The sequence below is a fragment of the Paenibacillus sp. GYB004 genome (assembly GCF_036577605.1).
Classification (GTDB): Bacteria; Bacillota; Bacilli; order Paenibacillales; family NBRC-103111; genus Paenibacillus_AB; species Paenibacillus_AB oceani.
The window spans coordinates 118,314-140,899 of the sequence record NZ_JARBDB010000073.1; the positions used below are offsets into that span (position 1 = coordinate 118,314).

18 protein-coding genes are annotated in these 22,586 nt (G+C 49.9%); 12 read left to right on the forward strand and 6 right to left on the reverse strand.

Annotation, left to right across the window (positions count from 1 at the left end; translation table 11 throughout):
* Positions 1-56 precede the first annotated feature (56 nt).
* From PV433_RS33570 to PV433_RS33580, 3 genes are read left to right on the forward strand one after another with little or no spacing between them, the layout of a single operon-like run.
* Entirely contained in the window at positions 57-1,781 is a 1,725-nt protein-coding gene (locus PV433_RS33570; protein ID WP_332076299.1) for a sensor histidine kinase, read from the forward strand.
* 14 nt (positions 1,782-1,795) lie between these two features.
* Positions 1,796-2,551, forward strand: a complete 756-nt coding sequence (locus PV433_RS33575; protein ID WP_332076300.1) for a response regulator transcription factor — start codon at positions 1,796-1,798, stop codon at positions 2,549-2,551.
* Positions 2,552-2,583: 32 nt separating this feature from the next.
* A complete protein-coding gene (locus PV433_RS33580; protein ID WP_332076301.1) occupies positions 2,584-4,254 on the forward strand; it encodes an extracellular solute-binding protein in 1,671 nt (556 codons plus the stop codon).
* A gap of 108 nt (positions 4,255-4,362) precedes the next feature.
* On the opposite strand, the gene PV433_RS33585 is transcribed toward PV433_RS33580, so the two are convergent.
* Together PV433_RS33585 and PV433_RS33590 are read right to left on the reverse strand one after the other, a co-directional pair.
* Positions 4,363-4,983 carry a hypothetical protein gene (locus PV433_RS33585; RefSeq protein ID WP_332076302.1) on the reverse strand — a complete coding sequence of 207 codons (621 nt, stop codon included), beginning with the start codon at positions 4,981-4,983 and terminating at the stop codon, positions 4,363-4,365.
* A 339-nt stretch (positions 4,984-5,322) separates the two neighbouring features.
* Positions 5,323-5,838 carry a hypothetical protein gene (locus tag PV433_RS33590; RefSeq protein WP_332076303.1) on the reverse strand — a complete coding sequence of 172 codons (516 nt, stop codon included), beginning with the start codon at positions 5,836-5,838 and terminating at the stop codon, positions 5,323-5,325.
* Between the two features lie 405 nt (positions 5,839-6,243).
* Between PV433_RS33590 and PV433_RS33595 the strand changes: the two genes are divergently transcribed.
* Positions 6,244-6,894, forward strand: a complete 651-nt coding sequence (locus PV433_RS33595) for a FusB/FusC family EF-G-binding protein (protein ID WP_332076304.1) — start codon at positions 6,244-6,246, stop codon at positions 6,892-6,894.
* A 238-nt stretch (positions 6,895-7,132) separates the two neighbouring features.
* Here PV433_RS33595 and PV433_RS33600 read toward each other — a convergent pair whose 3' ends face one another.
* Positions 7,133-7,825: a FadR/GntR family transcriptional regulator gene (locus PV433_RS33600; protein WP_332076305.1), complete on the reverse strand. Its 693-nt coding sequence runs from the start codon at positions 7,823-7,825 to the stop codon at positions 7,133-7,135.
* 394 nt (positions 7,826-8,219) lie between these two features.
* Here PV433_RS33600 and PV433_RS33605 point away from each other — a divergent pair, with 394 nt between their 5' ends.
* Complete coding sequence (locus PV433_RS33605) at positions 8,220-9,530, forward strand: ABC transporter substrate-binding protein (RefSeq protein WP_332076306.1); 1,311 nt, start codon at positions 8,220-8,222, stop codon at positions 9,528-9,530.
* Positions 9,531-9,561: 31 nt separating this feature from the next.
* Positions 9,562-12,915, forward strand: a complete 3,354-nt coding sequence (locus PV433_RS33610) for an Ig-like domain-containing protein (RefSeq protein ID WP_332076307.1) — start codon at positions 9,562-9,564, stop codon at positions 12,913-12,915.
* A 229-nt stretch (positions 12,916-13,144) separates the two neighbouring features.
* Here the strand turns inward: PV433_RS33610 and PV433_RS33615 are convergent, their stop codons facing one another.
* The 3 genes from PV433_RS33615 to PV433_RS33625 form a co-directional block, all read right to left on the reverse strand.
* The gene (locus PV433_RS33615) at positions 13,145-13,852 is read right to left on the reverse strand and encodes a DUF4386 domain-containing protein (protein ID WP_332076308.1); all 708 of its coding nucleotides are present in this window, start codon (positions 13,850-13,852) and stop codon (positions 13,145-13,147) included.
* 80 nt (positions 13,853-13,932) lie between these two features.
* The gene (locus tag PV433_RS33620) at positions 13,933-14,151 is read right to left on the reverse strand and encodes a helix-turn-helix transcriptional regulator (protein WP_190930700.1); all 219 of its coding nucleotides are present in this window, start codon (positions 14,149-14,151) and stop codon (positions 13,933-13,935) included.
* Position 14,152: 1 nt separating this feature from the next.
* Positions 14,153-14,599, reverse strand: a complete 447-nt coding sequence (locus PV433_RS33625) for a hypothetical protein (RefSeq protein WP_332076309.1) — start codon at positions 14,597-14,599, stop codon at positions 14,153-14,155.
* A gap of 437 nt (positions 14,600-15,036) precedes the next feature.
* On the opposite strand from PV433_RS33625, the gene ppsA reads away from it, so the two are divergent.
* The 6 genes from ppsA to PV433_RS33655 all read left to right on the forward strand — a co-directional run.
* The gene (ppsA, locus tag PV433_RS33630) at positions 15,037-17,652 is read left to right on the forward strand and encodes a phosphoenolpyruvate synthase (protein ID WP_332076310.1); all 2,616 of its coding nucleotides are present in this window, start codon (positions 15,037-15,039) and stop codon (positions 17,650-17,652) included.
* A gap of 242 nt (positions 17,653-17,894) precedes the next feature.
* Positions 17,895-18,632 carry a hypothetical protein gene (locus PV433_RS33635; RefSeq protein WP_332076311.1) on the forward strand — a complete coding sequence of 246 codons (738 nt, stop codon included), beginning with the start codon at positions 17,895-17,897 and terminating at the stop codon, positions 18,630-18,632.
* A gap of 12 nt (positions 18,633-18,644) precedes the next feature.
* A complete protein-coding gene (locus PV433_RS33640; RefSeq protein WP_332076312.1) occupies positions 18,645-20,336 on the forward strand; it encodes a vWA domain-containing protein in 1,692 nt (563 codons plus the stop codon).
* A 39-nt stretch (positions 20,337-20,375) separates the two neighbouring features.
* Positions 20,376-21,515 (forward strand): toxic anion resistance protein, encoded by a 1,140-nt coding sequence (locus tag PV433_RS33645; RefSeq protein WP_332076313.1) that lies wholly within the window; start codon positions 20,376-20,378, stop codon positions 21,513-21,515.
* Between the two features lie 427 nt (positions 21,516-21,942).
* A complete protein-coding gene (locus tag PV433_RS33650; protein WP_332076314.1) occupies positions 21,943-22,233 on the forward strand; it encodes a VOC family protein in 291 nt (96 codons plus the stop codon).
* 176 nt (positions 22,234-22,409) lie between these two features.
* On the forward strand, positions 22,410-22,586 hold a 177-nt coding region (locus tag PV433_RS33655), incomplete at its 3' end, for a transposase (RefSeq protein ID WP_332076316.1).

The following is a 22,586-nucleotide window of genomic DNA, read 5'->3' on the forward strand; positions in this document are numbered from 1 at the left end:
ACGGCCGCATGCGCGTAGAATGAATTAAGCATCCCGATATGGCAGCGGAGGACGTTATGAAGCTCATTACCAAGGTCATCTGTCTGATCGTCATTCTGATGTCGCCGGTGATCGCCCTTTACGCTTACTCCAATGCGCAGAGCACGCGGCTTGTCGAGGAACAGCTTACGATCGCCAACCGGCAGCGGCTTGCGATCTTCATGCACCAGATCGAAGCGGCGATGGAGCAGGTATCCCAATACTCGAATCTCATTTCACAGGACCCGGACTTCGCCCAATTCGCAGGCAACGTTATTCCGGCGAACGGGTACGACTACGCCGTACTGTCCGACACGCTGCAGCGCAAGCTGTCGCTGTTCAGCACCTCCAACGCCTGGATGAACCGGATCAACGCCTACTTCCCCGGCTCGGGACATGCCGTATCGTCGTATTCCTTGCTTCCTTATGACGAAGCTTACTTGCTCGACCAGGCGACGACACGATGGACGTACCGGAAGATTCGAGTCGACGGCGCGGACAAGATGGCGTTCACCCGTTTTTTTATCGTGCCTGCTTCCGCTGCCTCCGACATTCGCAAGGCAGATGTAATCGTGGAGATCGACCTGATGACGGACAACATCGGACGGCTGCTCGACAGCTTCAAGACGAAAGGTAATAACGATCCGTTCCTGTACAGAAGCGCCGGGGAGCTTGTGCTTAACGGCAGCGCCGAAGAATCGACCATTCGCAGGCTTATCGCGCAGGAAGGAAGCGCGATCGCAGCCGATCCGGCAGAGGGATACCGCTCCGTCTCGCTAGACGGACGGCGCTACCTGGTATACGGACTCGTCTCTGCGAAGATCGGCTGGACTCTCGTCGATTACGTACCGCTGGAGACGATACTGGCTCCCGTTACGTACAGCCGGAATTTGTTCTATGTAACGGCCGGCCTGCTCATTCTGACGGGCGCGGGCGCAGCCTATATGATCTACTCGCAGGTCCAGCGTCCGATCCGCCAGCTCGGCGAAGGGACCGTACGGCTGGAGCGGGGCGATCTGAGTGCCCGGTTGCCGCCCGGCAATAACCGGGATTTTGCCGGGTTGTTCCGGCAGTTCAACCGGATGGCCGAAAAGCAGCAGCATCTGATCGAGAAGGTGTACCGGGAACAGCTGCGCGCGAAGGAAGCCGTGATGAAGCAGCTGCAATCGCAGATCAATCCGCACTTTCTGTACAACAGCTTCGCCTATATCGTCAGCATGGCCCAGATGAACCGGCTGGAACCGGTCGTCTCGATGGCGTACAGCCTGTCGGACTACTATCGCTACTCCACGCGCAACGAACGGCTGGATACGACGGTAAAGGAGGAAGTCGCTTTTGTACGGTCGTATATGGAAATTATGAACATGCAGCTGCGTAAAATCGGCTACAAAATCGACATTCCTCCCGGGCTGGAGGCGGTCGATATTCCGCGGCTGCTGCTGCAGCCTATCGTGGAAAACGCGATTATTCATGGCCTGGAACCGAAAAAGGGCGGCGGGTCGATTACGATCTCCGGCCGGGCGGCGGACGGTATCGTCCGCTTCATGGTCGAGGACGACGGCGTAGGACTTGCGGACGAAACGCTCGAACGGTTGAACGCATCGCTTAAGGAGACGGAGCCGCCCGGGGACGACTGCGGGTTGTGGAACGTCCATCAGCGGCTGACGCACCGGTACGGCTCTGCCGCAGGGCTGCTCCTGACGCGGTCAGAATCCGGGGGCGTACGGGTAACGCTCAGTTGGCCCGATGTGTCGAACCCATAACCGGAGGTGAAGCCATGTTATCGGCTCTTCTCGTAGACGATCACCCTCATCTGGTCGAGCATCTGTCGACGGTCATTCCGTGGGCGGAGCTCGGCGTCGCACAAGTGCACACCGGCTGCTCCGGAGACGAAGCGCTGGAGACGATCCGGAACAACCGGATCGATATTCTCGTTACGGATATCCGCATGCCCGGCATGGACGGCTTGCAGTTGATCGGTCAGGCGCGGGAGCTGCGGCCGGAGATCGGCTGCATCCTGCTGTCCGGCTACGGCGAATTCCAGTACGCGCAGAAAGCGATCGAGCTGCAGGCGTTTCGTTACTTGCTGAAGCCGGTGCGGCCGGACGAGTTCATATCCGTCATCCTGGAGCTGACCGGAAGAAGAGGCCGCCCTTCGGATGCGGGCAAGGGACAGGCCGCAGAGCTGCGGCCGGCCGACAAGCACGAGGTGCAGCGCCGTCTGGTCGATTCGGTTCACGATTATGTGCGGCTGCATATCGGAGGCGATCTGACGCTGGCCGTTATCGCTGAGCACGTTTATCTGCATCCGGTCTATTTGTCGAAAGTGTACAAGGAGATCACGGGAACGAACATGAGCGAATTCATACTGGATGCGCGAATGGCCAAGGCGAGGGAGCTGCTCAAGCAATCGGGCTTGCGCATTTACGAAATTGGCGAGGCGGTCGGATACCGGAGCACGCAGCATTTTATCGCCGAGTTCAAAAAGTATGCCGGCTTGACGCCGAAGCAGTTCCGGGAAACGGCTGATTAACATCCCGACAAGAAAGGAATCCGGTGGTTCGAATGGCGCACAATCGCACGATCGTTATCGGCAGCCTGCTAGCCGTGGTCCTTGTGACCAGTGCTTATGCCTATATGGCGAAACAGACGGCCTTACCGGCGCCGGCGACTTCGGCTGCGAATTCGGATGCGGAGCATCCGCCGCAGTCACCGATCGTCGTCACGACAGCCCGCGTACTTAGCGACAGCGATCTCGACAAGATGAAGGAGCCGGACACGATTGACGACAATCCGATTTCCCGATGGTCGATCGCCAAATTGGGCATCGCCACCTCCAACATGTGGGTGCTGGCGGACGAGGCGGCGCTTGAGAAGAAGGTTCGGCTCGCGCTGACGGGAGAAGAGGAGCTTCCGGACGTGCTGCTGCTCAACAATCGCATTTTGCCCCGGCTGCTGGATGAACTGGTCGCTTCCGGACGTTTCGCGGATATCGGCGAGTCGTTCGAACGGTATGCTTCTCCGCGGCTGAAGGAAGCGTACGCGCTAAATACGGACGTGTGGAAAACGGTGCGGGTCGGCGGCAAGCTGTGGGGGCTGCCGCAAATTTCCGACGGGAAGGTAGGCGATCCGATCCTATGGGTCCGGCAGGATTGGCTCGACCGGCTCGGACTTGCTGTACCGACGACCCTGAACGAGTTAACCGCCGTGCTGGACGCCTTTACGAACCGGGACCCGGACGGCAACGGCAAGGACGACACGATCGGACTCGCGCTGGCAGGCAAAAACTCGCTGAACGGCTGGATCGGAGACGCCAGCTTCGTATTTGGAGCTTTCGGCGATCAACCCTATCAGTGGAACCGGATGCCGGACGGCTCGCTCGCTTACGGCTCCATTCAGCCAGGCATGCGGGACGCATTGGCTGTGCTTGCCGAATGGTACGGGCGCGGCTATCTTCACCCGAATTTCGGAACCTATGACGAACAGAGTGCGTCTTCCCTGTTCGCGGAAGGGCAAGCCGGCATCATCTCCGGTCCGGGGTGGATGGGCGGCTGGCCGCTGTCGGAAGTGCCGCAAGGGCCGGACATGCCGGTGTTCAAGCCGATCCCGTTCCCGTCAGGACCGGACGGCAAAATCGGCCGGAGAGGGTCGAACATCTCGTACGGCAGCTATGTGTTCCGCCAAGGCTTCGAGCATATGGACGCCGTGTTCCGGTACTACGACGAAGTGTACGGCGCGTTGATCGAAGATCCGGCGTCGGATTTTTTACACGGATTCGCTGAGAATTACGACTACAAGCGGGTAGGGGGCGAGGTTCTTTACGATTTTCCCGGGAAAACGAGCACAATCTCCCGGCAGCTTCTCGTCGCGCTCGGCAGCACGCCTCCAGGCGTCATCCGCAGCGAGAGTATCGAACAGCGCGTCTACCGGGGGAAGATCGATACGCCGTACGAGAAGAGACTGTCCGCCACAAGCTCGAAGCTGTTTCTGGAAGGCAGCATTGTCAGCGATCAGCAGCTCGACTATGCCCGGAAGGACGAATTCGTGGGCGCTCCCGGACCGAAGATGCGGGCCAAATGGCCGGCGCTGCAGGACATGGAGAAGAAAGCGTTTCTGAAAATCGTCTACGGCAACGAGCAGCCGGATTCGTTCGTCCAATTCGTTAGGGATTGGCACGTTTACGGCGGAGAAGAAATAAAGCGCGAGGTGAACGAGTGGGATCGGGCTAACCGGTGACGGCGGGGAGGGCGAATGTGCAACCGGCAGGCGTTGCAAAATCGGTCCGATCCGCCCGGCCGGCACTTCCGCGATTGAAGGCGATTAGGCTATGTCGGATCTATGTATTTACAAGCAGCCGAGTTCCGTCAACATCCGGTTCCATTGCTGAAATGGAAACGAATCGTTTGCCGGGCTGCGCAAGGAATAGGCATCTTCTCCCTCAAAAACCCATCCGTAAGGTTCCTGATCGCTCCATTTTCCGGAACGGCCGTTCCAATAGGCTTCATCCAAATGCTTGCTTTTTTCCAGCCATTCCTGTAATTCGTCCTCGGTAAACAGACCCGAAGCTTGTCGCATACCGAACTCCCAAGCCGAAACCGTTTGAAACTCTGCCAAGCTTTCGATCCCTACGAATCTTCTTAGAAGCAGTGCAGGAATCCAAGTTTCGATTTGATGTACGGCCGCGATCCGCTCCACAATCGCCAGTAATTCGTTAAATCTCAAAACATACGGATGGAAATGGGCTTCGTCATCCCAGGCGATTTCTATTTCTTCTTCCTTTTTATATCGATAACCGAGCGAAATATAAGATAAATCTTCTCCGGGGTCGAGAAGCAGCGTATCCTGTGCGGTCAATCGAAAGCGAATAGGGTTATCTTCAAGAAATTCATAGGAGAATTCATCCTGAAGCTCCCAAAAGTATCGCTCCCAGAATGTTTTGGTGTACAACGCCTTATTCATTTTCAAAACGTTCACTTCCTTCTTTCTCTTTTTTTGGATCTAGAGCGGAGATGTCATTTTAAGTATGTATGTTCTTATTGTCTGAGCACAATTTATTCCAGGAGTGTGTGAGACTCTTATAGGGTTAGGCAGCCTGTATGTTTATCGTCTCAGCGAGACTCAACGCGATCGATTTGCAAGTTACGTGCTTCGTTAGAAGTCGAATTGTTCCCACACAACCTCATCAACGACCGGCTGGAGCGAAGGCACTGGTTTCCTTCCACACACAGATGTATGGGTTTGCACGGAAAAGGACCGTCCGGAACGTTACCGGACGGTCCTTTTCCGATAGCCTATTAAGTGGAGTTAATCCCAATACTTCACGGAAGCCGATCCGCTGAAGCTTTCGTACACGTAAAACTCTGCCTTTTTGTTGTCGCCGTCGACATAGCCGCCGATCCCCCGAAAGATCAGCGTATCACCCGGATAGAGCAAAAATTCGTGGCCGGTCACGACTTCGTCCGCATTGCTCCCCGGATCGTATTCCCGCAGCTGATACCAGGCGCCGCCGCGCGGACCGCTTACCACCTGGAATTTAAAATCGCCGCCGCCGGAGTGGACGTAGTTGGTCGGGTTTTGCGAGGAGACGGTCGAGCGCTGACCGAGGTAATCCCACTCGCCGGCTCCCATCGGAGCGACCAGATCGCTTTTGGCGCGAATAATCGTGACATCAGGGGCGGCTCCAGTCGCTTTACCCACTGCTCTGGATTGTACCGCAGGTCCGTCGGCGAACGCCGTGGAGACGGGAACCGCCGCTGCAAGCGTCAGGGTGGCCAGCATCGTGCGCAACCATTTGGCTCTCGAGTTGTTACGGAACTTCACATCATTCATCCTCCCATTCGTTTCTTTTTACGTGGAGTAGAGACCAAGAAGCTACCATTTTATTACACAGTTTCGTTCTCTTCGAAACAGAAGACGATTACTACATGGTAGATTGCGTTAATGGCCGGATCAGATAATCTTTGTGGTCTGCCCAATAAGCGACCTTCTTGAAAAAATCGTTTGATGGCATTATCATAGTAGTTATGTTAATCGGGAGGTGGTAGACCATGGCAAATCATGTTGCCGGGACTAGCTTAACTCATGCAAAGCCTGCGTATCGGGGCGATTCTTTGCATGGGGCGTAACAATCGGGATCACATCGCCCAGGCCGAGCTTATATCGTTTCTGATCGCGGGCTTTGCACCTTACTTTAGTTTCATCAAAAGATAAGGGGCTGAGTACGTCATGAACGGACCATTCATTAGAAACCATCAGTATAATTTTATTAAAAAGCAAATCGGCCATCTGCAGCGCACGAACCAAACCGTTTCCGACCGCAAGGTCGTAGAATCCGTCCGGACCGACACGGAAATGAAGATTATGGAGCTCTTTCCGGATGCGGAAGGGAGCCATAGAGAGCTGTTCGGCAACATTCCAGCGCTTCATACCGCGGAGGAGTGCGAGCAATATCTCCGGTTATTGGAACCCTATATGACGAATTTTCCGGAAGTTACGGAAAATCAGATCAGAAAATTGTTTCCTAAAAATAAAAAGCTGCCGATTCCTGATTTGACCATAGATTACCGGTATTTGACCTACCTCGGATGGATCAGCATTTCTTCGGGGAAATTGTTCCTGGTGTACCCGCTTAACGGACAAATCGTAGGGGTTGAAGGGAAGTTTACGCCGACGAACAAAAAAGGCGTCTGCTTTTTATGCAACAAGCATGATGAGCTTGCGCTATTTACCGCGGTATCCAAATCGAGGCCGGCTCATTCTTCGCCGGATTATTACAAGGCGGTTGGTAATTACTTGTGCATGAACAGTCAGGAATGCAACAAGAACATTACGGATGTCGCCGCACTTGAAAGATTTTTACAAGACGTTTTGAAATGACGAAGAGAGCTGCTGCGGCAGCTCTTTTTCTTTTGTAACGCTACTCGCTCCCGATTCGAGCTATTATTTAATGCCACTAATTAACCGTGTTAAACATCGATGTTCGATGAAACAAGTGGTCCTTGGGATTCAAGTAATCGTTCACCGGTTGATTCAAGTAAATAGTCAATAATAGAAATGGCATGAATAGGGACTACCCTAGCAGATTCATTAACATGGGCGACTTGCTTCGCGGTAATTACTGATCTGTATTGTCCGGAATCAGCATATCCAGAACTAACAAATGCTTCTTCATGATTGCTTTCGCTTCGTCCACATTCTTTTTTCGGATCTGCTCTACAATTTGCTTATGCTCCTCGAAGGAGGTAATCGTATTTTTGACATCGACGAAATGCCGCTCCCTAACTTGGTTAAAAAATTCGCTTACCACATCGCTTAATTCGAAGAATGTCTGGTTGCCCGTCGCTTTGAAAAGTGCCCGGTGAAACGCCAGATCTTCCTCTACCGGAAGCTTTCTTTTTGTAATGCTCAGCTCCATTTGCTTGTTTGCCAGTTCCAACTGATCCAGCAGATGGGGATCATAATGCTCGATGGCCATCTCTATAGCACAGAGCTCCAGTACCCTCCGTGTAGCGATAAGCTCCTTGATTCTCTGCTCATTATGTTTCCATTGGAAGGATACCTGATCCATAAATGGCTTAAAGGAAGGGACATCCAAAAATATTCCTCCGCCCGATTTAATCCGCAATACGCCAAGCGTCTCCAGCGTTTTCAGCGCTTCTCGGACGACGGAACGACTGACCTTCAGCATATCGATCAATTGATTCATGGAAGGAAGCTTATCTCCAGCCTTGAGCTCATGTTCCACAATGTATAATTTGATCCGCTCACAAACGATTTGCGGCAGTGTTGTTTTCTCGGCCAGATCCATATCGCACACTCCAATTCTATTGATATGGTGATCATATCACAAATTGAAGCAGAAGAAAGGAGTGTGATACGATCACTGTCCAACAACAGAGCAAATAAATAAGTGTTGACGTTCGGTAAATGGCGGTGTATATTTTCGGTACGATGGTATTACCACCATACTGGTTTGAGGTATAAGAGACGAATTGATTATGAAGTGCGTCAAAATACTTTAATGAATAAGGAGAGGGGAAAATTCTGAATCCAATTGCTGCCACGCCGGATTTTTGTAAGCGCATGCAAAGATTGAAAAGTGTAAGAAAAGCTGCCGCCGAAATGGGGTTCTATGTAGTCAATGCATTGCCATCGGTATTGGGAAGTAACTCATTTATTTTTTTGTGAAAAGGGGAATTGCAATGTCAATCCGAAGTAAATCGCTTGTGTTGGGTTGCGTCATGATCTCGTCCATTGGTTTACTTGCTGCATGCGGAGAAAGGAAGTCTGGTGAGGAAGAGTTGAAGACAACGGTAGTTTCCCAAGAGCCGACAGAGGTATATTTTCTGAGCACCAGTACGTATTGGTGGGATGAGGAAACGTTTATGAAAGAATTTGGCGAGCCTCTGCAAAAAAAGTACCCTCATATTATTCCTAAAACGGTTAAACTTACTGGGATCAGCACGAAGGTCATGGAGGGCCTCATTGCCGCTAAACAGCCGATTGATGTGATTCTTGCCGCCAATGCGAGTTATCTCCTTTATCTGAAACCGTATGAGTTTTCCTCGGATATTGAACCGTTTCTCAAGCAAGCGAAAGTGGATTTGAACCGGTTTACCCCTGAATTTATTGATATGAACCGGAAGTTGGGCGAGGGGAAACTGGTCGGGCTGCCTCTGCAGGATAGTCCAACGCAAATCTTATATAATAAAACAATTTTCGATAAATTTGGTGTTCCTTATCCGCCTCATGATCAATGGACATGGGATGAGATGTTTGCTTTAGCCAACAAAGTGACGCGTATGGATGGCAACCAACAATATTATGGCATCCGGATGCATCCTACTTTTTTCCGAAGGAATCCTTTTTCTCTTGAATATGTGGACCCAAAGACGAACAAGGCGATATTCAATAACGATCTCGGCAAGAAGGTAAGCGAGATGTACCTCAAGCAATATGAAAGGTCGGATATTCCGGGATTAGCCCCGGATGGAGCTAAAATGTTTTTCGAGGACAGAACTTTGGCGATGTGGATGGGACTAGGAGCAAGCTACAATGATCCGAAACGTTACATAGGCCTCGAATGGGATATGGCACCGATTCCTGTATTGCCGGAAAGAGGCCATATAAGCGTGCAGCCTTATCCGGATTATATGTATTTATCCAGTACAAGCAAACATAAGGACCTGGCTGTGCAGGCGATGGAGTTTTTTACATCGGATTCATTCCAGATGGAACGCTCCAAGAATGCCTATACGACTCCTCTGAAAAGCAGCGAGATTAAAGCGGCTTTTGGTCAGAACGCCGAACTGTTTAATGGTAAAAATATAAGCGCAATGAGTCCGTTGAAATACGCTCCTGCAGCAACGTATGATCAGTATACGAATCAGGCAGCGGCAATCATCATACCCAAACATGTGCATAACGTGCGGGACGGCAAAACCGATATCAATACCGCATTGCGTCAAGCTGAAGAAGAAGTAAACAAGTATATAGAAGAAAATCGGAAGTAAACGAATCTTTCATCGATGGAGGTGTGTTTTTGTGAACGTATCGTGGAGAAAGCTTCGTTTAAAAGCTTTCATTTTCAAGAATCGCAAAATGTTCATAATGCTATCTCTTCTTGTACTGATCTCGTTCTTTCCATTGAAATGGAATGGATTCACGCTGGCAACGCAAGAAAGCGCTGCAGCTGCGGCGGTGATTCTCGATGACGATGCTTCTCAACTGGCAGGGTCCGGATGGTCGGTTACGAGTGCCAGCGACGGAACTTATATCACAGACCATGCCGGTTCCTTGGCAAATCCTGGAGGTGTAACGATGAAGCCTGTCCCTGAAGGCCAATATTTGATCTACGGAGATGAAGTCGCTGCAGCGAATAACAAGTACACGTTTATGACCAAAGTATTTCCGATCGGCGCTGGCCCTTGGCTGTTGGAATTTGATGCTCGGATCGCAGATCTGATTGAAGTGGATGAGGCTCCATCATTAGGGATTATCAGGGGAGTAAGCTTTGAAGTGAAAGCAGCGGGGAGGACGGCCAAGTTAACCCTCCAGCGAGATAAGGTGCTGGTCAAGTCCAGCAGCATTCTGGTTGCGGATTATGAACATTTAATACCTGACGATGGACTCTATCACCGGTGGGGGATTGCTTACGATGGCAGTGGAAAACTGTTTCTCTCCATGGACGAGATGAAGATCGTTTCCTTTAAGGTAGCTAATCCTGTTTCAAGCGGTGCGGACTCGCTCAAAATCATCAATGCTTCGATGAATAGCGTGTCCGGTCATAACGAGGTTTATCTGGATAATCTGAAGATGACGGTTGGAGAATTACCGGAGTGGGCGCAGGCCGAACCGCGAATTAAAGGGCTATCGGTGCTCCCGTATTCCGACTCGCAGGAAGTGATACTGGGAGGAGGATTGGAAGAGATTCCTCCCCAATGGTTGACCGGAGGTGAGCTGGAGATCAGGACGAAGCTGGTGCAAGACGATCAAATCGTTGCTCAGCATAGCGAGATCATTTCTTCTCCCCGTTTCCAGATTCCGCTTGCACCTGGGGGACAGTCGGGAGTCATGACAGCTGCAGCAGAGCTGTATTATAAAAATCGCAAATTGAATGAATTAACGAGCGACTTCTATGTATATCCTTCGGTTCATAAGGTAACCCCCGGTGGTGCACTGGTATCTGTACCGGGCAGTGTATACCTGTACAACGACATGCTCTGGTTGGAAGACAACCAAGGACAACAGGCGACAAATGCCGGATGGAAGACGGGGAAATATCGTTATCTGGGCAGTAATGAGGACGAAATGTGGATCGGGAACGAACCGGGCGCCCATTCGTTGGAATTGCCGCTGGAGCTCCAAGGGCGGTATGCTGTTTATGTCGGCTATGTAGCCAAGGCCGGCGGGTTCCAGGTTTCTTATGGAGGGGAAGCAAGCGAACAGGTTGCAGGGACCACGACCGTAACCGGAACAACTTACGGTCTCAAGGCGATCGAAGAGCAATTTCTATTTGCCGGTTTATTTGATGGAGAACGTATACAGATTACTCCGCTGCCGGATCAACAGGCTTTCATCACTTATTTGAAGCTTAGAAGCCTAACAGAGGAAGAGTTGTCGTTGTATGACTCGCCCAACGAAGGTGCCGCCGGCAAACGGACCATCTACAACAATGATGGATTCAGTCATTTCTATCAGGGATTTTATCCCACGGTAAGCAAGCTGGAGGAAAAAGCGGTCGAGATATACGCAGGCAAGGATGTCAGGCAGATTGACTGGCAGTTGATGACTACCTTTACGTTAAATCATATCAGTCAATATGCAGGGATTCCATTTGCCGGATCGGAAGCCTATGAGAGTCAAATGAGGGACGGGGATAAGCTGGCACGGCAACAAGTTACGGCGATCAACGCCAGCGGCCGATCACCGCTGCAGATCGTAGCCGAGAAAGCGTACCAATTAGGCATCAAGACGAATGCTTCCCTGCGAATGAACGCTGTCTATAATCCTGCGGTAAACGGATACTTAAACGGTGCCGTCTATGACAATCAAATGCTTCCCTATCGTATCGTGGATAAGAATGGAACCGTGAATTTCAGAGTTGATTACGGGAATCTCATCGTCCGGGAGTATATCAAAAATGTCCTGCTGGAGGCAGCCGCCTTCCCTGGAGTGGACGGAATCAACCTCGACTTTGGAAGGTATCCGTATCTTTTCGGTTATCAATCGGAACTAAGCAATGCTTATCTGACGGAGTATGGAATTGAGCCGAAAGATGAAACAACCGTTGCTGGGTTGGAACGTTGGGACGACTACAAAGCCGAGGTGGTTACGCAGATGCTGCGTGACCTTCGACTAGCCTTGCCGACAAAACAGATCACGGTACGATTCCCTTATAATGGATATAAACAATACGGGTTGGATATTGATGCCTGGATCGCCGAAGATTTGGTCGATATGATCATCCCTACAACCCTCAGTCATGAAGAATTTTTTGATATCGCTCCATTCGTCGACGCTGTAGAGGGGTCTAATGTCCAATTGTTTATTGCCACAACGCATTCATTAAGCGGGCATGACTTGACGAAAGCGGAAGAGGACCTGATCAAGCAAGGTATTCCTGTCAACCGGAATAATACGGCAATGAACGAATTGCAATATCGGCTAAGAGCTTACGAGGCGTATCAGGCTGGTGCAGATGGTATTTACGTGTTTAACAACTGGAGCGGAAGCAATACTCTGAATAAACTCGGCGATAAAATCGATCTTGAGAAATGGCATCATTTTGCTTACCCTGCAGATTTGGTCACGAATCTGATTGTAGCGGAAGCGCCTGTTATCGGTGCCAATTCAGCGCCTGTAACACGTGATCTGACGGTGACCACTCAGGTGTACACAGCAGTGACGGGGACGTTACCGGCTGCGGATGCCGATGGGGATCCATTAACGTATAGTCTCGTGGAGAATGGTCAGAAAGGAACAGCAATCGTAACTGATTCTGGCAACGGAACGTTCAGTTATTCGCCTCATGCAGGGCAGACGGGCATGGATACCGTGACTTTTCGTGCCTATGACGGTCATGAATACTCGCTTCCAGCTACGATAAAAGTAACGATTGAACCGGTACAAGTAAATGGGATGCTGCTGTCCGTGGGACGCTATTCGGAGGAAAACGAAATTCAGTCCGGTTTTGCCGTCAATCTGAAGTATCGTCTGGATATCATTCAACTGCTCTTGAGTCAAGGGGCGAAACAACAGGCCGTTGCTTACATGGAGGACTTTATCCGTTTCATCAATGATCCTTCCGTTCGTGCTCAGAATCTGATATCCGCCACGGCTGCAGAGGCTCTTGACCAACAGGCGAGTGGATTTATTATTGCACTGAACCCGGTATAGGCAATCAGCCTGAATCGTTCCGGCAAAATCCGCGATTTGCCCCGGTAGAGCAGGCTGCTTTGTAATGAAAAATTATGTCGAACTATGCCCAAAAAAACTGCCGAAATGTTAGGTTTCGGCAGTTTTTTTATTGCACTGGGAAAGTATTAACTTGGCTAACAGCGGAATATTTGTTGATCCGTCCAGTCCCGCAGCCAAAATCCAAAACAACGTCGCTTATCCGAAGCATTCATCTCAGTATGGATTCCGAGTCCGGCTTCTCCCGGTTGAAAGCTATTAGGATTAGCCATATCGCCAAAATGAATTGTTGCAAGGCGATCGGCAGGTTCAACATCATGTAGATTGCATCCAGACCTATGAAGCGAATCATGAATAATAAGCTGGCCAGTATGGACAGAGCGGATCCGATAAGGCCGGAGGCCGACAACCAGCGTGGAACCCATTTTGTTTGGTACAACAGGCCGTTTAATATGAACAAAGCTACAACAAATGACAGCGTCGTTGCCACATGGTTCACCAAATCGCGTCCTGTCCTTAATAATTCGCCTACGGTTTGGATGGTGGAACCGCTCAGAGCTCCAACTTTTGCAAATTCGTGGCTTACTGTCAGTAACAACAGAAGAAGGAGTACACCCAGTATCAGGAACACACCCGAGATGATGCCGAAAGCGACAGAACCAAGCGCCAACCCTTTATTATGCTTACTAAATATCGGATACATCGCAATCGGAATACCCACATAGGCAACAACCATTACCAGTTGGAAAATCGCTCCCAGCTGCACCTGGTTTTCATTTGCAGAAGCTAGGGTAAGGTAGTCGGGTCCGTCTATTACAGGAACCACGCTTAATATCCCCGTAACCAACCCGGTTATGAATAACACCCCGGCAAGTCCTGCTGCCAATCTTCCACCTGAATGTGAATGCTTGCTTGGCATATAAAACCTCCTTTTTCTACTGATCCTTGGCGGATGTTCGCGGGACGTGCGGATGAAGAGGTTTTATGTTAGCCCGCGGTTTACTGCTTATCCTCATATTGAAAGACCTCTTCGATGGACTTTCCGAAAACACGCGCGATACGAAAAGCCAGCTCCAGGGAAGGGGAATAATTTCCTTTCTCGATCGCAACGATCGTTTGTCGGGTGACCCCGGCCTTATCTGCTAATTGCTGCTGGGTCATCTCGTTATGATGAAAGCGAAGATTTCGCAACTGGTTGCTGATCGCATCCTTTCCCATGTCAAACTCCTTTTCTGTAAAAGTGCAATTGAGCGATACGTCCCATCAGATCGGACAAGAAACCGAAGAAAATCAGCACAAGAAACGTTATATAAGTCGGAAGTTCAGTAACGAGCGGAATCATGGAGAGTATAAACCCGAAGAAAAATACATAAAGCGATATCCGGTCTGCCTTCAACTCGATGATCTTATCAAACTCGTCTTCGAAAGAAGGCTCGTCTTCGTTCGTGGCGATCTTATTAAAGATAACAAACCCGATATGAATGATAATCTTAGCTGCAATCGACACCGGGAGCAGCACCAGAATGAAGGAGCCCCAAAAACGAAAGTCGCTGGCCGAAGTGATGCTGCCTGCCTCGGCATGTTGAATCGCGTATAACGTGTAGAGGGTGAAGATGAGAATACTGCTGATCATGGACACCATAATTTTCTTTTCTTGATAGGACATAGAGACCTCCTAATTTAACAATAATTAACACAATGTAAAGAGTACTATACATAATGTAATTAAAGTTCGATCAAGTGTCAAGATTATTTTACATCAATGAGGGACAGGGAGTATAGCTGCCAAAACAGAGCGAGGAACAGCCGATCCTTAGCATATAAAGCTGCAGCGGGCGATCGGTATGGTCCGGATCTCGACGGCTGGTTGCACGCTGTCTGCAGAAAGCCTTATGTAACAAACGTAACCAACAAAAAAGAACCTGGGCAGGTTCTCCAGGTTCTTTACTATTGCACATAAACAAACACAATGTTATAATCAGTTCACAACTTTTTCGTTGTTTTTTAAACACAATTATCTTATCTTACACTCTAATCGTACCACGCCGGTGAACTCTTGTCAAATGTTTTTTACTCAATTTAATGGGTCAGGAGAGATGCTGAATGAGTTCGTTAGTTCTCGGAATCCAGGAAATCGGAAACACGCAGCTTTCGCTAGTCGGCGGAAAAGGACTGAATCTAGGCGAATTATCCAAAATGGAAGGAGTGCTTGTACCGGAAGGATTTTGCATTACAACTGAAGGCTACCGAAAAGCTATCGAACATAACGAAACGTACCAGGCGTTGCTGGATCGACTCACCCAGCTAAAAGTAGAGGATCGGGATCAGATTGGTGAAATCAGCGGGAAAATCCGACAAATCATTAGGGAAGCCGAAATTCCCGCCGATGTTGCGGAAACGGTGACTTCCTGTCTCTCCCGGTTTGGCGATGAACATGCTTATGCCGTGCGTTCCAGTGCGACGGCTGAAGATTTACCGCATGCCTCTTTTGCCGGACAACAAGACACCTATTTAAATATCATCGGCATAGAAGCGATCTTGCACCATATCAGCAAATGCTGGGCTTCCCTGTATACGGACCGCGCCGTAATTTACCGTATGCAGAACGGGTTTGACCACAGGCAAGTTTATTTAGCCGTTATCGTTCAAAGGATGGTTGTTCCGCAAGCTTCGGGAATTTTATTTACCGCTGATCCGGTTACCTCTAACCGGAAACGGCTATCCATCGATGCCGGATTCGGGCTTGGTGAAGCACTGGTCTCCGGCTTGGTATCTGCCGATTGTTATCAAGTACAGGAAGGAGAAATCGTCGATAAAAGGATAGCGGCCAAGAAATTGGCTATTTATGGACGCAAAGAAGGCGGAACAGAGACCCGGCAGATCGATCCGGACCGGCAGAATGAACAAACACTTACTGATCCGCAAATTTTACAATTGGCACGCATCGGAAGACAGATCGAAGCTCGGTTGGGCTGCCCGCAAGACATCGAATGGTGTTTGGCTTATGATACATTTTATATCGTCCAAAGCCGGCCCATTACGACTTTATACCCGATCCCCGAAACGGATGATGAGGAAAATCACGTTTATTTATCGGTAGGTCACCAACAAATGATGACAGATGCCATGAAACCGCTGGGATTGTCCTTTTACCTGCTAACAACTCGTGCGCTTATGCGTACAGCCGGTGGAAGGTTGTTTGTGGACGTTACACCGATGCTGGCTTCCCCCGCCTCCAGGGATGCCCTGGTAAATACACTGGGGCAATCCGATCCGCTCATAAAACAGGCACTTACGACCATAATCGGGCGAGAAGGTTTTATAAAATCGTCACCGGACGACACCGGACAGCAAGGCCCCGCTAAAAGTAATCAAGCTGTTCCGGCCTGGGCTTCTCAACCACAAATCGAAAACGATCCGACAATCGTTTCTGTTCTGATTCAGCGCAGCCAGTCATCGATTGAAAAGTTGAAACAAAACATCCAAACGAAATCAGGACCCGATTTATTTGAATTTATTTTGGATGATCTCCAGCAGCTTAAGAAGATTTTATTCGATCCGCAAAGTACGGCTGTCATTATGGCTGCTATGAATGCTTCTTCATGGATCAATGAAAACTTGAACGAGTGGTTAGGTGAAAAAAACACAGCCGATCCGCTTTCTCAATCTGTGCCAGGCAATATTACTTCGGAAATGGGTCTGGCGCTTTTGGATGTCGCAGATGTGATTCGTCCTTATCCGGAAGTCATCCATTATTTACAGCATGCAAAAGAAGATCACTTTCTGGATGAGCTAGTGAAGCTCGATGGTGGACCGGAAACCCGGGAGGCTATCTGCGATTATCTGAGCAAATACGGCATGCGATGCAGCGGTGAAATCGATATTTCAAAAACGCGTTGGAGCGAAAAACCCATTACCCTGGTCCCCCTGATTCTCGGTAACATCAAAAACTTCGAGCCTAATGCGAGCAGACGGAAATTCGAGCAAGGACGACAGGAAGCTTTGAAAAAAGAACAAGAGGTATTGGAACGGTTGAGGCAACTGCCGGATGGTGAACAAAAAGCGACAGAAACCAAAAAAAGGATCGACCTGATCCGGAATTTCATCGGGTACCGGGAATATCCCAAATACGGGATGGTTAATCGCTATTTCATATACAAGCAGGCTTTGCTGAGAGAAGCCGAACGTCTCGTACAAGCCGGCGTTATCGAGGAAAAAGAAGATATATTTGATCTTACGTTTGAAGAACTTCATGAAACTGTATGTACAAGTAAACTGGATTACCGGATCATCCGCAAACGAAAAGACGAGTACAACTTATATGTAAAACTAACTCCGCCGCGTGTGATCACCTCTGATGGCGAGATTATTGCTGGAAAGTATAACCTGGAAGATCTACCATCCGGAGCTATTGCGGGTCTGCCTGTTTCTTCCGGAGTTATAGAGGGGCGGGCACGCGTGATCTTAAACATGGAAAACGCCGATCTGGGAGATGAAGATATACTGGTTACCTCCTTTACCGACCCCAGCTGGACAACTTTGTTTGTATCGATAAAGGGCCTGGTCACCGAAGTGGGCGGGCTCATGACCCATGGGGCCGTAATCGCACGTGAATATGGCATACCGGCCGTCGTCGGCGTGGACAATGCGACCCGGCTAATCAAAGACGGGCAGCGAATACGCGTGCACGGAACAGACGGATATATCGAAATCTTGTAGCTGAACGAGCGTGAAACTATAAGTAATCTTATTTGCCATACCATCGATACAGCGCATAAAAAAGCTTGGCGAAACTGCCAAGCTTTTTTAACGTATAGTGAAACAAGGGCCGCTGAAAAAGGAAAATGAGGGAAAATGTCGAATGTTCTCCATAAGTTCTATCCTTTTGGCGGCACTCCGGCTTTGCCCTGTGTCAGGTTCAGGCGCGGACGTTTCTTGAAGGGGTAAAGGGGGTGTAACGATTGACTGGGAGCAAATACATAAAACTAATCGGACTGATTGCGGGCGTGGCTGTTCTCAATATTGTTGTATTTTCCCCCGGATTCGCAGGCCTTGCGATCGGCGGAAGCGCTCTCGCCACCGCTTCCGGAGTCACCTTGCTGGTGGCCAGCGCTTTGGCGCTGCTGTACGGGAGCTACGTACTGCTGGCCCGGCAGCCCGAAGCGATACCGGTCAAGCAGATCCGTACGCACGAGGACTATGCGGAAGCATTAACCCGCTACGTGCGCATCAAACCGCTTGAGGGCGATATCCGGTTCGCCCTGGAGCAGTTGGAGAAGATCAGGAAAAAGAAAGAAACGCTTCTGGACGTCCTGAACCAGCGGTTCGAATCGAGTGAGCTCAGCTACCAAAAGTTCGCTTCCGTCATCCGCGAGGTCGAAAAGCTGTTTTACCTGAATGTGAGAAGCGTATTGAACCGGCTCCATGTGTTCGACGAAGCGGATTTTGCAACCGTTATGACACAGAAAACGACGCGTTATTCCAAGCAGCTGCTTCAGGAAAAAACGAATTTATACAACGAATTTTTGTCGTTCCTGAAATACTCGCTGGACAATAACGAGGAAATTTTATTAAAGCTGGATAAGCTGCTGCTGGAAATATCCCGCCTGGACAGCTTCGAGCCGGGCGACATCGAGAATATGCCTTGCATGCAGGAGATCGACTCATTAATCAAGCAAACCAAATATTATAAACAGTGAGAAGGTGCTGGATTGGCAAAGAAAAAAAACAAGTTTTACTTGAGCGCGCTCCTGATCCTGGCGGTCGTGTTCGGCCTTGTCTATGTAGGAGTCAATCTGACTTCCAATCTTGGCAAATCCAAAGCCCAGGTTACGCTCGAAGACGCGGCCAAGCAGTTGAGCAAGCTATACGCCAATATTGAGGTCAAGACCGAGCCTACCGTAAAAGGGCAAATCGACTTGAACCCGATCGATGTTGCCGGGTCGCTGCCGGACATCTCGAAGTTCCCCGTCACGGTAAACAATTCGACGAACCAGTTCGTGGAAATCTTCTCCTCGACGGAAAAGTCGGGCACCGGGGTGGACGGGTGGCTGACCGACGTGGCGGCGGAGTTCAACAAAGCGAATATCATGGTGGGCGGCAAGCCCGTATCGGTTAAAGTGCGCAATATCGCCTCCGGGACGGCAACGGACTATATCAAATCGGGCAAGTACGTGCCGGACGCCTTCACGCCTTCCAATGAGCTGTGGGGCGAGATGGTGAAAGCGAGCGGACTCAAAGTCCAAAAGGTAACGGACCGCCTAGTCGGCAATGTGCCGGGGATCGTAATTGCCAAGTCCAAATACGACGCCCTTATGGGCACGTACGGGGCGATCAACGTCAAAACTGTAACGGAGGCGATTGCGGACAACGAATTTTCGATGGGCTACACCGATCCGTTCGCAAGCTCGACCGGACTGAACTTTCTCGTAACGGCGCTGAACACGTTCGACAGTTCCAATCTGCTCGGCGACAAAGCCGTGCAAGGGTTTGAGAAGTTCCAGGCGAACGTGCCCTTCATCGCGTCGACGACGATACAGATGCGCGATGCGGCCAAATCCGGCGCGTTGGACGGGTTCGTGCTGGAATACCAAACGTACGTCAACGCGGCTGATCTGAAGGGCGGCTACGTATTTACGCCTTTCGGCGTCCGGCATGACAGTCCGCTGTATGCGCTGGGCGATCTGCCGCAGGAGAAGCTGGACATTATTCAGAAATTTGCCGAGTTCGTCACGCAGGAGAAGTACCAGAAATCCGCGAAGGACAAAGGCTTTAATAGTCTCGACGACTACAAGCCGGAGATGGCCGCGGTAGACGGCAGCCTGCTGTCGGCGGCCCAGAAGCTGTGGAAAGAAAAGAAAAACGTAGGCAAGCCGATCGCCGCGGTGTTCGTCGCCGACGTATCCGGCAGCATGGCGGGCGAGCCGCTGAACCGATTGAAGGAATCGCTGTTGAAGGGTCAGAAATATTTGGGCAGAGAAAATAGCATCGGGCTTATCTCGTACTCCAGTGACGTTTCCGTCCGGCTTCCGATCGGCAAGTACGATACGAATCAGCAATCGATGTTCGTCGGGGCGGTAAACAGTCTCCAGGCGAGCGGGGGGACGGCTACGTTCGATGCGATTGTCGTGGCGATGAAGATGCTGCAGGACAAGATGGCCGAAGATCCGAATGTGAAGCCGATCATTTTCGTGCTGAGCGACGGCGAGACGAATGAAGGCTATTCGTTGAAAGATATCAAAGGTCTGATCGAAGGATACGGAGTGCCGATCTACACCGTCGGCTACAATGCCAATATTAAGGCGCTGCAAAGCATCTCGAGCATCAACGAGGCGGCCAGCATCAATGCGGACACCGACGACGTTATATACAAGATCGGAAACCTGTTTAATGTGCAGATGTAACTTGTGGCGAACCGTCTACTATACCGGGGGAGGAATACGATGTCGTTTTCAATGGAAGTCGCTAGTCCGGAAGAAATTAAGGCCGTAATCGAGCAAGAGGTACAGCCGGTACCCGAAGAAGTAGCGAAGCTGAAAGAACTGGCGGTTGCCAACGTTGCGGCGATCATGGCGCTTGATGTCGAATCGCTGGAGAAGCGCAGGGAGATTCTCGTCTCGATCGAATCGTTCGGCATGAACTCGATGAAGGCGTCTTCGGAGAAAAATGCGCTGCTTCAAATATCCGTCGGAAATTTGTCCAAAATAGGAGATGAGGGCGGCCAAGTCGCCCAAGGCTTGACGGAGCTGCATATCCAGCTGAAGGATCTCGACCCGAGCCTGATCGATTTTGCCAAGACCGGATTTCTGGGCAAGTTGTTTAATCCGCTGCGTGCGTATTTCCTGAAATACCAGAAAGCCGATTCGGTCATAGCCGATATTGTGATATCGCTCGATAAGGGCAAGACTATCCTCAAAAATGATAACACTACGCTGGAGATCGAGCAGCAGACGCTTCGGGATCTAACCAAAAAGCTGCAGAAGGAAATTCAGCTCGGGGCTTTGATGGATGAATCGATCGAAGCGCAAATCGAAACAGCCAAGCGGCAAAACGAAGACCCGGACAAAATCCGCTTCATCACCGAAGAAGTGCTGTTCCCGCTGCGCCAGCGGGTGATGGACCTGCAACAGATGCTGGTCGTCAACCAGCAGGGCATTATGGCCATCGAGGTGGTCATCCGGAATAACAAGGAGCTGATCCGAGGGGTCGACCGGGCCAAAAATGTCACGATTTCGGCGCTGAAAATTTCCGTAACAGTTGCGAGCGCGCTTTACAATCAGAAAATCGTACTAAAGAAGATAGAACTGTTGAATCAGACGACAAACGAACTGATCGCCGGCACGTCCCGTATGCTGAAAAATCAGGGAGCTGCGATCCAGAAGCAATCGATGGAGGCGAACATTTCCGTCGATACGCTGAAGCAGGCGTTTGCCGACGTGTTATCTGCGCTTGATTCCATCAGCGTTTACAAGCAGGAGGCGCTGCCCAGAATGCGTCAAACGATCGATCAATTCCGGACGCTCGCCGACGAAGGCGAGAAGCAGATCGTGCGTTTGGAAAAGGGCCACAAGCTGGGGTTGTAGAGCGGGGCGGCATATGTACCTGCGCGTTTTCGAGTGAGGAACTCACTTCAGAGCAAAACCAGCACTTTTATTGAACTGAATAATGAAATGCCGGCTGCACATAGGGCCGGCATTTATTAATTTCAACTGAAATTAAGGAAACGTTGATCAAATAGTTTGCAGTTGGAACGAAGATGCACCTTAATTTCATTTTCGAGATCCCGTAGGCCCGTTATGTGTAATTAATACTGAAAAAAAGTTTTGCCCTCCCGTATCGAATGACCATCATTTTTCGTTATTACAGATAAGACTGTTGATTTTAAGCGAGTATCTCAACAGGACGGGGACGGAAAGGTGTTCACTGTTCATCATAGGAAAGATGCGTACTTGACGGATGAGAAACAATGAACTTTTCCGGTAAACTATTATATTGGAGTGATAAAAATGAATGAAAGCCTTATCGACAAGCAATCCGCTGCTAAACCAAGTGAATTCCGTTTTCATCCATGTGACGGATATGCCTAAAGCAGTAGAGTGGTATAGTAAATTATTGGGAAGGAACGAAACTTACCAAGGCTCCTCAGACGATCGCACCGTATTCGGAAGCATGAAAGAAGCGTATGATTACATTCGAGGACTCGGCATCCAGCCCTACGATGATGATGACAATGACGTAACTGAAGAGGATATTCGAAAAGATCCTTTTCTGTTTCGGATTCGGGACCCCTTTGATGCATAGTTTTCGCAAACTCGTGACTTCAGTCATGAGTTAGAAAACATCGGATAGGGCGTGGCTTATGCCACGTTAACTTTCCGATATATGTTTAGGTGACTATTACAACAATCCCTTTAATGTCAAGGTTTCTATAGGTGAACAACGCTGACATAGGTTATCCTGTAATTAGAGGTGATTATGTGTCAGAAATAAAGCGTGGTCGTGGTTACGTCTATGCCATTCAGTACCACATCGTATGGTGCGTAAAGTACCGACACAAGATACTTGTGGAAGAAATCGCCGTAAGACTAAAAGAAATTCTTGTTCAGATTGCGTCCGATAACAACTTCACTATATCTGAAATTGAAAGCGACTCC